General features: G+C 39.0%; 13 protein-coding genes. 8 read left to right on the top strand and 5 right to left on the bottom strand.

Annotated elements, in window-relative coordinates:
- The first annotated feature begins 28 nt into the window (after positions 1-28).
- Both AC07U8_RS06965 and AC07U8_RS06970 read left to right on the top strand, forming a co-directional pair.
- Positions 29-1,549 (top strand): flavin-containing monooxygenase, encoded by a 1,521-nt coding sequence (locus AC07U8_RS06965; RefSeq protein WP_494737571.1) that lies wholly within the window; start codon positions 29-31, stop codon positions 1,547-1,549.
- A gap of 88 nt (positions 1,550-1,637) precedes the next feature.
- Positions 1,638-2,474, top strand: a complete 837-nt coding sequence (locus AC07U8_RS06970) for an SDR family oxidoreductase (protein ID WP_096733656.1) — start codon at positions 1,638-1,640, stop codon at positions 2,472-2,474.
- Positions 2,475-2,661: 187 nt separating this feature from the next.
- Here AC07U8_RS06970 and AC07U8_RS06975 read toward each other — a convergent pair whose 3' ends face one another.
- Together AC07U8_RS06975 and AC07U8_RS06980 are read right to left on the bottom strand one after the other, a co-directional pair.
- Positions 2,662-3,285: a LysE family translocator gene (locus AC07U8_RS06975; protein WP_096733657.1), complete on the bottom strand. Its 624-nt coding sequence runs from the start codon at positions 3,283-3,285 to the stop codon at positions 2,662-2,664.
- A 10-nt stretch (positions 3,286-3,295) separates the two neighbouring features.
- Positions 3,296-3,871 (bottom strand): PilZ domain-containing protein, encoded by a 576-nt coding sequence (locus tag AC07U8_RS06980; protein WP_494737572.1) that lies wholly within the window; start codon positions 3,869-3,871, stop codon positions 3,296-3,298.
- A 23-nt stretch (positions 3,872-3,894) separates the two neighbouring features.
- Between AC07U8_RS06980 and AC07U8_RS06985 the strand changes: the two genes are divergently transcribed.
- The 3 genes from AC07U8_RS06985 to AC07U8_RS06995 all read left to right on the top strand — a co-directional run bounded on the left by AC07U8_RS06985 (position 3,895) and on the right by AC07U8_RS06995 (position 8,410).
- Positions 3,895-5,130: a lipoprotein-releasing ABC transporter permease subunit gene (locus tag AC07U8_RS06985; protein ID WP_004721775.1), complete on the top strand. Its 1,236-nt coding sequence runs from the start codon at positions 3,895-3,897 to the stop codon at positions 5,128-5,130.
- The gene (gene lolD / locus AC07U8_RS06990; protein ID WP_096733658.1) at positions 5,123-5,821 is read left to right on the top strand and encodes a lipoprotein-releasing ABC transporter ATP-binding protein LolD; all 699 of its coding nucleotides are present in this window, start codon (positions 5,123-5,125) and stop codon (positions 5,819-5,821) included. Before AC07U8_RS06985 ends, lolD begins: the two co-directional genes overlap by 8 nt.
- A 120-nt stretch (positions 5,822-5,941) precedes the next feature.
- On the top strand, positions 5,942-8,410 hold the full coding sequence (locus AC07U8_RS06995) for a DNA internalization-related competence protein ComEC/Rec2 (RefSeq protein WP_494737573.1): 2,469 nt from the start codon (positions 5,942-5,944) through the stop codon (positions 8,408-8,410).
- Here AC07U8_RS06995 and AC07U8_RS07000 read toward each other — a convergent pair.
- Positions 8,369-9,325, bottom strand: coding sequence for a lysophospholipid acyltransferase family protein (locus AC07U8_RS07000; protein ID WP_096733660.1), 957 nt, complete (start codon positions 9,323-9,325; stop codon positions 8,369-8,371). The two genes, AC07U8_RS06995 and AC07U8_RS07000, sit on opposite strands and share 42 nt — an antisense overlap.
- Positions 9,326-9,462: 137 nt before the next feature.
- Between AC07U8_RS07000 and sppA the strand changes: the two genes are divergently transcribed.
- Positions 9,463-10,494 (top strand): signal peptide peptidase SppA, encoded by a 1,032-nt coding sequence (sppA, locus tag AC07U8_RS07005; RefSeq protein ID WP_494737574.1) that lies wholly within the window; start codon positions 9,463-9,465, stop codon positions 10,492-10,494.
- Between the two features lie 324 nt (positions 10,495-10,818).
- A complete protein-coding gene (locus AC07U8_RS07010) occupies positions 10,819-11,646 on the top strand; it encodes an alpha/beta fold hydrolase (protein ID WP_494737575.1) in 828 nt (275 codons plus the stop codon).
- 238 nt (positions 11,647-11,884) lie between these two features.
- On the opposite strand, the gene purN is transcribed toward AC07U8_RS07010, so the two are convergent.
- Both purN and purM read right to left on the bottom strand, forming a co-directional pair.
- The gene (purN, locus tag AC07U8_RS07015; protein ID WP_494737576.1) at positions 11,885-12,517 is read right to left on the bottom strand and encodes a phosphoribosylglycinamide formyltransferase; all 633 of its coding nucleotides are present in this window, start codon (positions 12,515-12,517) and stop codon (positions 11,885-11,887) included.
- Positions 12,518-12,526: 9 nt separating this feature from the next.
- Positions 12,527-13,597 carry a phosphoribosylformylglycinamidine cyclo-ligase gene (purM, locus tag AC07U8_RS07020; RefSeq protein WP_004721761.1) on the bottom strand — a complete coding sequence of 357 codons (1,071 nt, stop codon included), beginning with the start codon at positions 13,595-13,597 and terminating at the stop codon, positions 12,527-12,529.
- Positions 13,598-13,732: 135 nt separating this feature from the next.
- Between purM and cxpE the strand changes: the two genes are divergently transcribed.
- Complete coding sequence (cxpE, locus tag AC07U8_RS07025; protein ID WP_004721760.1) at positions 13,733-14,935, top strand: chloramphenicol efflux transporter CxpE; 1,203 nt, start codon at positions 13,733-13,735, stop codon at positions 14,933-14,935.
- Positions 14,936-14,941: the final 6 nt, after the last annotated feature.

Here is a 14,941-nt window from a genome sequence, read left to right on the forward strand (position 1 = left end):
ATTGTTTATATTCTAAGCGATTTTCAACATGGAACAAATGAAAAAAAGTACCAAAGATAAAAACTTTTATAAAGTGATTATCGTGGGTGGTGGTTTTGCTGGTCTTGGTGCCGCAATCAAATTAAAACAAGCAGGGATTGAAGATTTTATATTGCTGGAAAAGGCTGCTGAAATGGGCGGGGTCTGGCGTGAAAATACCTATCCAGGTTGTGCCTGTGATGTACCATCGGCGCTCTATTCATACTCTTTTGAACAAAACCCTGCATGGTCACGGGTCTTTGCACAGCAAAAAGAAATTAAACAATATTTATTTGATGTGGTTGATAAGTACAAGGTCATGCCACATGTGCATTTGAATCGTGAAGCTTTACAAGCACAGTGGTCAGATGTGGAAAATTGCTGGATTATTCAAACCAAACAGGGCGATTTGCGTTCTCAATTTGCAATTCTTGCTTGTGGGCCTATGCATGAACCTGTATTGCCTGATGTTAAAGGTATTGAAAGCTTTAAAGGGGAAATTTTCCATTCTTCACAATGGCGACATGATCTGGACTTAACAGCTCAACGAGTTGCGGTGATCGGAACAGGTGCTTCGGCCATCCAGTTTGTACCGCAGATTCAACCACAAGTTAAACAACTAACGATCTTTCAACGCACTGCACAATGGATTTTGCCAAAGTCAGACATGCCATTACTTGCACCTGTTCGTGCCATGTTTAAGCTGTTACCGCTGACTCAACAGTTGATGCGAGGCTCAGTCTATGGAATTTTTGAAACGATAAATGGTGGAATTCAAAGTCCTGCGGCAATGAAGCAATTCCAAAAATTAGCCAAATGGCATTTAAATTACCATATTAAAAATCCGCGCCTACGAGAAAAATTAACCCCCAATTTTATTATTGGTTGTAAACGTATTTTGCAATCTAACAATTGGTATCCTGCTTTAGCACAAAACAATGTAGAAGTGATTGCCAGCGGTTTATCTGAAATTAAAGGGCATACTTTAATTGCAAGTAATGGTGAACATTGTGAAGCTGACGTAATTATTCTGGGTACGGGGTTTGAAATTGCAGAACCGCCAATCGCCAATCGTGTCTATAACCGTTTTGGACAGCGTATGTCAGATGTTTGGCAGGGGAGTCCTGAGGGCTATATGGGGACAATGGTAGAAAATTGTCCAAACGGCTTTCTGATGTTTGGTCCAAATGTCGCTGTGAGTTCTTCAGCATTTATCATTATTGAAGCTCAGCTTGATTACATTATCGATGCTTTGAAACAGGCAATTCGATTGGGCATCAAGACTATTGAACCAAATCCACAAATTACCAAAGCCTTTAATGAAAAAGTCCAAGCAGCTTTGCAAACCACAGTATGGAATAAGGGTGGATGTCAAAGCTATTTTATTGATCGCAATGGACGTAACAGTACAGTTTGGCCATGGTCAACTTATAAACTCCGAGAAAAGATGAAACATTTTAATTTAGCTGAGTATCTGATTGATCATCAACCTGAACCAAGCACAAGCTTAAAGCAAGCAGATGTTGTATGAAAAAGAGATTTTAACTTTCATCATATTCAAACCTAAATAAAGAGGATGGATATGAAATTTACCAAGATTTTAAATAAAGGATAACGCAATGTTTAAAAAACAAAAATTAAAAGACAAAGTGATTGCGATTACTGGTGCCGCACGTGGTATTGGTTTAGCTACCGCGGAAGCTTTAATTGCACAAGGTGCAAAAGTCAGTATTGGTGATCTCGATTTAGCACTTGCTGAAAAAGAAGCACAACGTATTGGTGCCAAAGCTTTTAAAGTGGATGTGCGTGATCGTGAATCATTTGCTCAATTTATTCAAAACACCATTCAACATTATGGCAGTCTTTATGCTTTAGTGAATAATGCGGGGATTATGCCGATGGGGGCTTTTCTGGATGAAGATCCCGCTTTAGCAGATGCACAGATTGATATTAACTTTCGTGGTGTCATCATTGGTATGCAATTGGCACTTCCTGAACTGCTTAAATATAAACAAGGCCATATTGTTAATATCGCATCACTTGCAGGGCGTTTTGCCTTACCAGGTTCTGCGGTTTATTCAGGGACTAAATTTGCTGTGATTGGTCTCACCGAAGCAGTTGCAGGTGAGTTTCGTGATTCTGCTATTCAGTTCACTGCAATTTTACCCAGTAAAGTGCTAACAGAGCTCACCGCTGGAACAGAAAATGCGGCAAAAACGATTCCAGCGGTGACACCACAGCAGGTTGCCGATGCAGTTGTGAGTGCTTTAATTAAGCCGCGGTTATTTATTGCGGTACCTGATTACTTGCAAACAGTACATAGTGCTTATGCTTTATTGCCGCAATGGGCGCAAACAGGTGCCCGTCGTATCTTGGGGGATGATGGTATTTTGACTAAGCTTGATCATTCTGCCCATTCAAGTTATGCCAAGCGAATTCATAAGTTGGCAGAATAATTGCTTATCAAAAAGAAACTTTTTAAATTAGTGCATTTGACTCAAAGTAAATACTCCACTTTGAGTCGTTTTTTTATGGGTGTGGCTAAGATGGATATCATTGGATATACGTTGATACGTATTACTATATAGCTGGTTCGGCTACATCTTATTGAAAACGTTTAAATTTATATTAGGTTGTTTGGTTTTATCTTTTGGAGCTCAGCATGATTTGTGTTGCTAAGCCAAAAAATACCGTACCCATAAACCATTTTTGTACTTTTAGCCAAAGTGCATGACGATTTAAAAATTGGGTAAATGAACTGGCAGTAAAAATCAACAGCATGTTGACGAGTAGACTAATCACAATTTGCACAAAACCTAAACTCAGCGTTTGCACTAAAACATCGCCTTGGTGTGGTTTGATAAATTGTGGCAGTAAAGCCAAGTACATCATCGCAATTTTAGGATTGAGTAGATTGGTCAAAAAGCCCATCAAAAATAGTTTTGAATTAGAATAAGACTGTTGACTGGCAATCTCAAAAGGCGAGTGAGGAGAGCGAATTGCTTTCCAGCCAAGATAAATTAAGTAGAGTGCACCAGCAATTTTTAAAACATCGTATGCAATTGGAATGGTCATTAATAAAGCGGTGATCCCAAAAGCAGCACATAGCATATAAAATATAAAACCGAGCGCTGTGCCGCCCAATGAAACCATTCCCGCAGTTTTGCCCTGACACAAGGACCTTGAGATCAGGTAAATCATATTTGGGCCAGGGGTGAGTGCCATACCTAAGGCAATCAAGGCAAAAGCGAATAAAGTAGAGTCCATATGTGCAATATCAATTATTTTGTAGGGTGATGTTCTGTTGAATACATTCAGCCAGTTTGACTTTATCTTGTGGATGTAAAGTAATGAAGTAAGCACCTACACGATATTGCTCATTATCAGCAGTTTCTGAGTACGCAATTTGTGCCGTTGCTGCAATATGGAAGAAATTTTCAGGATGACTCAGGGTGACATGAATAAAGCTACCTTGTTTCAGGTATTGTTGACTGGTAAAACTGAAGCCACTTTCAGAAAAATTGACTTTTTGTGGCGTTGGTAACATGGTTTGTACAATAGAATCGTAAAGAGAACCAGTAATAAGGTTTAACTTTTGGTTGAATAAGGATAAGATTCGAGCAATTTGTTGATCTTTTTCATTTAATTGTTCTAATTCGTAGTGAAGTGCATGATCAAATTGATCTAATTCTGCAAGTAGTAGAAAATAGCGCGGTAATACAAAATTAGCATCATATGGATCGTTCAGCGCAACTTCTTCAGAAATGATTTGATAGTTGATCCTTAACGCAGCATCGATTCGTGACATGACACGACGTTCATTTGCTTCATTTTGATGCTGTAACGCTTCCATAAAACACCTCGGACTAGAATGGTATGTTTAAACCAATCTCGCTGTATATAGGGTTGAGATACACTCGCGCACGGCGTAGTAATCACTTTATTTCTTTTATCGCTTTGGTTTCCATGATCGGTCTAACCTTAGGGGTTGCTGTACTGATTACAGTTTTATCTGTTATGAATGGTTTTGACCGAGAGTTAAAGAACCGTGTTTTAGGTATGATACCTCAAGCCACTGTTTCTTCAACACAAATTCTAACAGACTGGCCTGTGCTTGCAAAGAAAATTGAACAACATAAGCATGTGACTGGTGTTGCTCCATTTACACAACTACAAGGTATGCTTACCGCACAAGGACAAGTCGCTGGGATCATGGTGACCGGTATTGAACCTCAATATGAAAAGAAGGTTTCAATTATCCAAAATCATATGGTGGAAGGTAGCATAGATCAACTAAAAAAAGGTGAATATGGCATTGTTCTAGGCAAACAAATGACTGATGCGTTAGGCCTTGGTCTAAATGACAATGTTACCTTGGTTTTACCTGAAGCAACTCCTTCGCCAGCAGGCGTTGTACCCCGTTTTAAACGTTTTAAAATTGTCGGTATTTTTAGTATAGGTGCAGAAGTTGATTCGAGTTTAGGTTACATCGCACTCAATGATGCATCTACGCTATTACGTCTACCTGACGGTGCGCAAGGTGTGCGTATGAAACTGGATGATATTTTCCAAGCGCCACAGGTTGCCAATGAAATTGTTCGTGAGTTACCGAGCGGTTTCTATGCCTCAGATTGGACCTATACGCATGGTAATTTATTCAGCGCAATCCAAATGGAAAAGGCAATGGTCAGTCTATTGTTATTCCTCATCGTGCTGGTTGCTGCATTTAATATTGTGTCTTCATTGGTCATGGTTGTGACGGATAAAAAATCAGATATCGCGATTCTAAGAACATTAGGCGCGTCACCAGCAACAATTACCCGCATTTTTATGGTGCAAGGGACTGTGATTGGTGTGGTTGGAACGGTTGCTGGTGCAATTTTGGGGATTATCTCTGCATTAGGAATCAGTAACTTTATTGGCTGGTTGAATACTGCATTTGGATTACATTTATTCGATGCTTATTTTATCAACTACTTACCTTCTTATTTAAGATGGCAAGATGTAGTGGTGATTGTCAGCTTGTCCTTGGGGCTAAGTTTTATTGCAACCATTTATCCTGCATTGCGAGCAGCTAAAATTCAACCTGCGGAGGCGCTTCGTTATGAATAGTGCTACACAAAGTCCAGTGGTTTTAGAGGCACAAAATATCTATAAGTCGTTTACGGATGGTAAGTCGCATGTAGACGTGATTACAGGTTTATCTTTGCAAGTCGCGCAAGGTGAGTTTGTCTCTATCGTAGGTTCAAGTGGTTCAGGTAAAAGCACACTCTTACATATTTTGGGTGGACTCGATCGTCCGACCCAAGGCCTTGTCAATTTAAATGGCAGACGTTTTGATAACTTAGGTGAAGCTGAACGTGGTTTCTTACGTAATGAACATTTAGGTTTTGTTTATCAGTTTCATCATTTACTGCCTGAATTTACTGCCCTTGAAAATGTCGCGATGCCGTTGATGTTAAGAAAAGATGCCGAATATAAAAAGGTTAAAGAACGTGCTGAATATTTGCTTGAACGGGTTGGATTATCACATCGTTTAACGCATCAACCTGGTGAGCTATCGGGGGGTGAACGTCAACGTGTGGCTTTAGCACGTGCCTTGGTCACACAACCGAAGTTGATGTTAGCCGATGAGCCGACAGGAAACTTGGATCGGAAAACAGCAAAATCTATTTTTGAATTACTGCGTGATTTACGTGAGGAATTTAATATGGCTATGTTGATTGTGACGCATGATGAGCAACTGGCAAAATCAGCAGATAGAATCTTGCATATGCAAGATGGTATCTGGATCGATGGTTAATTCAGCATTTATTTTGATGATATCATGCTGAATTGATGTATAATTTTTAGACTTAAGCCCAATCTGATTGGGCTTAATCAATAAATAAACACTGAAAACAATAAATAGAAAACTATGTATATGTACATTGCTTTAATCGGATGGATATTGGGTATCTCGTTTATGGGATATTATTCACCCGCTTATTTAAATCTCTTGATTTGGATCAGCTTAGCATTAAGCCTAGTGTTATGTGTAGGTCGATGCTTAAACTATAGCTTGATCAATTCTGTTGTATTTAAGTTGGTTTCTCTCAGTGTTGTGGGGATATCAAGTGGTCTCCTTGGTTTTTATTATGCAGATTCCGCACTCGAAAAAAGATTAAGTTTACGTGATACACCACCTCATCAAATTGAAAAAATTATTTATATTTCTAACATAAATAGCATTAAGCAAACAGACTCATCCTCCAATACTCAATTGCCAAAAGCTCAACAGCGTATCCAACAAAAAGTATTGCTACTCGAACCCAACAAAGTCAGACAAATATTGATGTATCTGGATGGCTCACAGTCTGAAATGATCCAGCTGGGGCAATATTATCGGGTTACAGGGCATATCAAACCGATTCATGGTTATGCTGTAGCTGGGGTGTTTGATAAAGAAAAATGGTTTCTACAAGAAAATATTCTGGCTGTATTCAAGCCCCAGTCAGTTGAACATATCGATGAAAATCAAGTGAAGCAATTGGGCTATAGCCCCTTTGTTGAGCAACAAAATAGCGTGCGATATAGAATTCAACTTAGTATCGAGAACTTACGTTTAAAGTTTCGCGATTTAATTGCCGATTCTTCATTAAAAAATAAGGGTTTAGTCCTCGCATTATTGACAGGGGATGAAAGTCTCTTGGCAAATGAAACTCAAGACCTGTTTAAGAGCATGGGTATTTCCCATTTACTTGCAATCTCTGGGCCGCACGTATTAATTTTTGCAACATTGTTTTGCTTTCTATTTAATTCAATCATTAAAAAAGTTTATCCACAGATTTTTTTGAATATTCCACAACCTTATTTATTGGTTTATCCATTTTTAGCCTGTGTGGTGTTTTATAGTGCTTTTGTTGGTTTTGAAATTCCTGCATTAAGAACCATGCTAACAGTCTCAATTCTAAGCGTTATTATTTTATTCAAGCAAAAAATTCAACCACTTAAACATTTATTATTGACGGCCAGTATTTTATTGCTGCTTGATCCTTTTAGTATCTTATCTTCTGCTTTCTGGCTGTCCTTTGGTTCATGTTTTATTTTGATTCGCGTCTATCAAACGGTTCAACAACATGCTCTCCCAACTGTAGAGACATGGAAGACCAAGACCAAGCTATTTATACGGGTATTGATTGATTCACAATGGAAAATATTTATTGCATTACTGCCAGTGGTGCTGTGGATTTTTCAACAATTTTCATGGATTACACCCTTGAGCAATTTGCTTGCAATTCCAATGATTGGTGCACTGATTGTTCCCATTGAAGTTTTGGCCGCATGTATAAGTATGCTATTTGAACCTTTGGGATTATGGCTTTTCACGATTTCTGATCTTTTATTGTCTATGTTGCTGTACCTACTGGAAAGATTAGATCAGCTACTCAATTTTAAATTGAATTGGTGGGCGTTTACTTCTCTAGAAATTGTTTGCATTGCTTTGGCTGTGTTTATTTTATTTTTGCCCAAAGGTGTGCTGCCAAAATTTTGGGCAATACTCTGTTTAATCCCCTTAGTGATCTCGCATAAGAGTTCTGCAATATTTCAACTGGATATCATAGATGTTGGGCAAGGGCAGGCTATTTTTTTAAACCTACCCCAACATAAAATGCTGATTGATACAGGCGGTTCATTTGATGAAGCAAGATTTAGTATCGGCAAAAATGTCATCATTCCATATCTGATGCGACAAGGGATTGCCCAATTGGATCAGGTGCTTTTGACGCATTTAGATCAAGACCATAGTGGTGCATTTGCAGAAATAGAGAAAGTAATCAAAATGAACAAAGTCTATTCAAATGAAACAGATGCACGTTTTAACCTGCACGACTTTGACTATTGTCATCAAGGACAATATTGGCAATATGAAGATGTTCGAATTTCCGTCTTGGCGCCTACTAAAAATAGCCTAAGTAAAGCTGCCTATGATCGCAATGAACTGTCTTGTGTGATCTATATCCAAGTCCCTCAGTCAAAGTCATATCAAAACTTTTTATTGATGGGGGATGCTGGTTGGGAAACAGAATTTAATCTGTTAACACAATATCCCGATTTAAAGGTTGATGTCTTAGTACTGGGCCATCATGGCAGTAAAAATAGTTCTTCTTATGACTTTTTAAAGCAGTTACAACCTAAACTTGCGATTGTATCGGCTGGATATGCCAACCGTTATGGCCATCCACATCCGATTGTATTGAAACGGTTAGACGTGTTGAACATTCCAGTCAAAACCACGATTGAACAAGGCTCTATTCAATTTAAGCTAAATCCGCAAGGGCAGATGGCGGTGACGGGTTATCGCCAAACTTTAAAGTGGCTCACTTTCCGTAATCGCATCATTGCGGACTGAAGTGACCATTTCCATGGCTTCTTTATTGGGTACATTATAAATTTGTTTAAGTTTTGGATGAGCTTTAAAGCGTTTATAACTCCAGTGGTAGTGTTCTGGATATTGGCAGATTAATTTTTCCAGCGCAGTGTAAATGATATGTGTGCCTTGATTGGCATCCACCTGATAGATATTTTCATCAATCGGCTGAACCACCATATCAAAACCTTGATTGTCGTTTCGGATTGCATATAAGAAAAGTGCTTTGGATTTGGTTTTTTGGATTAGTTTGGCACTTAAATTACTCGAAGAGAGTGGAATCCCAAAATATTCAATCAGTTCTCCACCTTGGTGAGGTGAATGGTCAGGCAAAATCACAGTTGTACCACCTTGTTTTAACGCCTTAAATATTTGTCGTACCCCAGACTCATCTGTTGGAACCAATGTGGCATTTTCACGACTTCGTGCTGCACGTACAAAACGATCCGCACTTTCATCCTTAATCGGTTCATACATAATGGTCATTTGGGTATATTGGGCAAACCATGCATTCATAATTTCCCATGTACCGAAATGAGGCACGATCAATACCAGCCCTTTTTTTTCAGCAATGGCCTCATGAAAATAGTGTTCACCTTCAACATGATGAATACGATCGATATTTTTTTGATTGGAACTCCCCCAAACCGTAAAGAACTCCATATAAGATTGGAGTTCGTTACGAATCGCCTGTTCTGTAATTTTCTCGCGTTTAGGTTTATCAAGATCTGGAAAGCAAATTTCAATATTTAGACGAATGGTTTCAGATGTTTTTGTGATATGTAATAAATTGACCAGTCCTGCCAAAATACGTGCGATAAAACGCGCGATTGGGATCGGCAGTCGGCTGAAAAAATTGAGGAGTCGCGAAGTTGTAGTCTTATGTTTATCAGTCATCTGGATCTAAAATTAATGCAGAAGTTAAGTAATGGTGAGATTTAGCAAATTATTATAAGTTAAATCGTAATGATTAAATAGATTATACGGATTCCGTGTATATAATGAAGCATGAATAATTAATTTGGATGGTATAAATGTCAGATTGGCCGCCGAAACCTCAAAATGACAATACAAATTTGAATTCCTCTGCGGGTCAACAGCCTACAGGTCAGGAATGGAAGATCTTAGAGAAAGCTGTTCTTGCTTCAGTTGAAGAGCAACGTCGTACTCGTCGTTGGGGGATCTTCTTTAAAATACTCACTTTTCTTTATATTCTGTTTGTCTTAGTTGCACTGGGTAAGAGTTGTTCATTATCTGGTTCAGATGATGCAACAATAAGCTCAGAGAATCATTTAGGCGTCGTCAATATTGTTGGTACGATTGATTCAAGCAGTCAAGGCGTAAATAGTACTGATACGATTAAATCATTAAAGAAAGCCTTTGAAGCAAAGTCTGCCAAAGCTGTTGTATTGAATGTGAATTCACCTGGTGGATCACCGGTTCAGTCTGATGATATTTGGCAAGAGATTCAGTATCTTAAAAAACAGAATCCAGAGAAAAAAGTCTATGCTGTGATTGGTGATATGGGTGCTTCAGGTGCGTACTATATTGCATCAGCAGCAGATGAAATTTGGGTAAATCCATCGAGTTTGGTGGGGTCAATCGGTGTAATTATGCCGAATTATGGTGTAAATGGTTTAGCCCAAAAATTAGGTGTTGAAGACCGTACCATGACTTCGGGAAGTAATAAAGACATACTCAGTATGACCAAGCCGATTAATCCAGAACAACGTGCGCATATTCAAGCTTTATTGGACAATGTTCATGATCACTTTATCGATGCTGTGAAAAAAGGCCGTGGTGAAAAGCTGAAATCGAAAGATCCAGCGATCTTCTCTGGCTTATTTTGGACAGGTGACCAAGCCATTAAATTGGGTATCGCAGATAAAGCAGGAAATATCGAAACATTGAAACGCGAACTAAAAGTGAAAAAGACAGTCAATTATACAGTTGAGCGTAGCCCATTTGACTCCGTTCTAGGCCGTTTAGGTTCAGAAATGGGGAATGGCTTAGGTGAAGCTGTGAGCCAAAAACTTGGTATGAACCAAGATGTGAAAATGCAATAGTCTAGGTTTTATGGATCAGTAAACAGTAATATAGTGGTAGCATTGCTGTTTACTGATCCAACCTGTATGAAGTAAAAACAAAGTGTATGAAAAAAAGAAAAATGAAAAATTAAGCCAAGCACAATCTTAAAGCGCTATTTTCTTGTTAGCTTAAGCCTTTATAACTGCTTTAAACCTGTTTAATTCATTTGAGTGGCATTACTAAGTGCAAAACAAGAGCACGGAGTTCACTTAAAATGTTTAACTGAATCCTATTTATCAGCTACAGTATTTTCAATTCATCATATTTAGAGTGTAAAGCAAGACATGGTTAGCCTATCTCACATGAAACCTGTTATTCATTTTGCCCATGCCAATGGTGTGCCATCTCCAGTCTATACCAAACTGTTTGATTTACTGAAAGATCAATATGATGTGATTTATGTTTCTCTGTTAGGTACAGATCAACGTTATCCGATTGATAGCAATTGGTCGAATTTTGCAGATCAAGTGATTGATAGTATTGTGCAACAGTCTAATGGACGTAAAGTAATTGGTTTAGGCCATTCATTAGGCGCTGTGGCAACCTTTTTGGCTTCATTTAAGCGCCCAGATTTATTTGAACAAGCAATTTTATTGGATCCTCCTTTGATTATGGGGACAGCCTCCTTGGTTTTTAATCTTGCAAAGAAATTTTATCCTCAAAAAATCGATGCAATGACACCAGCGCATCTCAGCATACGCCGTCGAGATCATTGGGAATCACGTCAACAAGCCGCAGAGTTGTTACGTCCAAAGGGGTTTTATCAGCATTTTGATGCAGATTGCTTTCAGGCTTATATCGATTATGCGCTAACAGAAGACCATGTTCGTGGTGGCGTAACTTTAACTATTCCTAAAGATGTTGAAGTTGCAATTTTTAGAACAGGTCCTTCTTATTGGTGGTTACCGCATCCACAGCCACAAGTTCCTGTAGATTTGGTGATTGGTTCAGAGAGTCCTTTTTTAAAACGTAAATTTCCACAAATTGCCAAAAAGAAATTTAATATTCCTTTTACCCTGACGGCTGGAGGACATATGTTTCCGTTGGAACATCCAGTTGAAACAGTTGAATTAATTAAAAAGCTGATTCAACAGAATTTATCTAATACCCATAAATCAGTCGTTGAATGAGTGGCAGGTTGTACCTCTCGCTAAATAAAGGTTTTTTATTACGGCCTATCGCTAAAAAGTCAGCTGTTTTTCCCATAAATTGATTCAAATCTTTTTATGTCAAACGTAGCAGTTCAAGCAACTTTGCTGCTATAAACTTATTGTTATATAAGGTTACTGCACAAAAAAATTTCGTTTAGCCATAAAAAATGCATCCGAGGATGCATTTTTTTCGACAGTATTTTAAATCAAGCAATACTTAAAGCTGGCAAAATTGAATTGGTTGTTTAAGTGCTTGTCCCTTATATAAAACCTGACCATTTTCCAAGTGTTGAATGGTGCCATTACAGATCCACTCGACCGCTTGAGGATAAATGAAATGCTCAAGTACATGTACACGTGCTGCAAGGGATTGCACATTATCATGTAGATCGACTGTTAAAACACCCTGAGTCAACGCTTGTCCAGCATCTAACTCAGCAGTGACATAATGCACAGTACACCCGTGTAAAACATCACCGGTATTTAAAACACGTTGATGTGTATGCATGCCTTTGTAATAGGGCAATAGTGAAGGGTGGATGTTGACCATTTTCCCTTCCCATGCTTGGACAAATTTGGCACTGAGAATACGCATAAAACCAGCGAGAATGACTAAATCAACATCCCAATCCAGTAATTGTTGATGCATGACAGCATCAAAAGTTTCACGATCAGGATAGTGTTTATGCTCAATCACCGTGGTTGCAATGCCTGCTTTTGCAGCGCGTTCTAAGGCAAACGCTTCAGGTTTATTGGAAATGACCCCCACGATTTGCCCTGAAAGATTGGCATCAATCAAGGCTTGAAGGTTACTTCCACTGCCTGAGACAAGTACAGCAATTTTAATCATGTGAGAGACTTATGCAAAAATCACACGAATTTTTTCATCTGCGCCTTCAATAGAAGCCGCATTTTCTTGAATATGACCAATTGTCCATGCTTTTTCGCCTTGAGCAGTCAAAACTTCAATAGTTTTGTCAGCATCAGCAGCATCAACTGCGATGACCATACCCACACCACAGTTAAATGTACGGTACATTTCAAATTGTTCTACAGCACCTTCACGTTGTAAAAGTTTGAACAATTCAGGCCATTGCCAAGACGATTCATTAATCACCGCTTGAGCACCATTTGGAAGTACGCGAGGTAAATTACCAGGTAAACCGCCGCCTGTGATGTGTGCCATTGCATGGACATCAACTTGTTTGCACAGTTCAAGCACTGGTTTTACATAGATACGTGTTGGTTCCATTGCAACATCAGCAAGCGGACGACCATCTACAATTTGAGTTAAATCGACGTTTTTCACGTCTAAGATTTTACGAAGTAAAGAATAACCGTTTGAGTGTGCACCAGAAGAGGCTAAGCCGATTAGAACATCACCTGCTTTTACTTTGGTACCATCAATGATTTTGCTTGCTTCAACTACACCCACAGAGAAGCCTGCGAGGTCATAGTCTTCACCTTCATACATTCCAGGCATTTCAGCAGTTTCACCACCGACCAATGCGCAGCCTGCAAGCTCACAACCTTTACCAATACCCGTCACAACATTTGCAGCAACATCAACATTTAAATGTCCAGTTGCGTAATAATCGAGGAAGAATAGAGGTTCAGCACCACATACAAGAAGATCGTTTACACACATTGCAACCAAGTCTTGACCAATCGTGTCATGACGATTTAAGTTCAATGCTAAACGTAATTTTGTACCGACACCATCTGTACCAGATACAAGAACAGGTTCTTCATAACCTTTAGGGATTCTGCAAAGTGCGCCGAAGCCGCCTAAACCACCCATTACTTCAGGGCGTGTTGTACGTTTAGCGACAGATTTGATTCGATCGACAAGTGCGTCGCCCGCTTCAATATCGACACCAGCGTCTTTATAGCTTAAACCAGTGTTTGGGGTAGAAGTTGAGTTGCTCATAATTGAAGTCTCCGCATTCGCGCGGGGATTATACCCGAATATACGAAACTCTTATGTTATTTCTGCACTAAAATGCTATCTTTATGAAAATATTTTCCCCTCCATAACGAATAAATTTGAAAAAGGCGTGATTCGATGCACGATCGGACTTTAAAACGAATTTTTATCCTTGCTGGAATTGCTTTAGTTTTATGGATTTTATATTTATTAAAACCTGTAGTGATTCCTTTTGTTGCGGCTTTTCTGGTTGCCTATTTATTTAGTCCAGTGGTGGATAAGCTGTCAAAAGTTTTACCAAGGTGGCTCTCTATTTCGGTGGTCTTTATTGGAATAGGCGTGTTACTGACTTGGGCAATATGGTTTGTTGTGCCCTTGGTTTGGAAACAATTAATTTATGCCCGTGACAGTATTCCTGCGGGAATACATTGGGTGAATTCTACTTTCCTACCGTGGTTATCCAACAATTTCAATGTTGAACATATGGAATTGGATACAGACCAAATTTCTAAAGTAGTGATGGAGTATGTTCAGACCAACTATAGTGCGGACAGTATCCAAGCGATGGCTTTAAAAATTGCCCAATCTGGACTGAGTTTTATTTCGATTGGCGGAACAATTGTTTTAATTCCAATTATTGCATTCTATTTCTTGCTTGATTGGAAGCGGATGTTGGAACACTTGAAAAGTTTTATTCCTCGTCAATATGAAAGCAATGTACTTAAAATTGTTGGTGAATGTCATAGTGTTTTGGGAGCTTTTGTCAAAGGACAGTTCCTTGTGATGATTTTATTGGGAATCGTCTATGCCGTAGGCTTGCAGTTGGTGGGGTTAGAGGTCGGATTAATTATTGGTATGATTGCGGGGCTGTGCAGTATCATTCCATATCTTGGCTTTGGTGTCGGAATTATTGCAGCAGTGATTGCCTGTTTTTTCCAGTTCGGCTTAGATCCAAAACATTTATTAATGGTTCTGGCTGTATTTGGTGTAGGGCAGCTCATCGAAGGATATATTCTTCAACCGTTCTTATTGGGCGATAAAATTGGTTTATCTCCTGTAGCTGTGGTATTTGCAGTACTTGCGGGGGCTCAGTTGGGTGGCTTTGTCGGGATGTTGATCGCACTGCCAGTTGCAGCTGTTATCGTGGTTTTACTCAAGCATCTCAAAGATTTATATCAAGAAAGTCAGTTCTTTAAAGCAGAGGATACTTTAGTGACCATACAAAATAATGGCACTACTGAAACAATTTCAGTCGAAAGCGACAAAGTTGATCTTGATATTGAAGTTAAAAACACGCAAGATACTGATCAATCGATTAAAAATGATCAAAATCCACTTTAGGAATGA

It is taken from the genome of Acinetobacter sp. GW821-FHT01E09, from assembly GCF_059422385.1.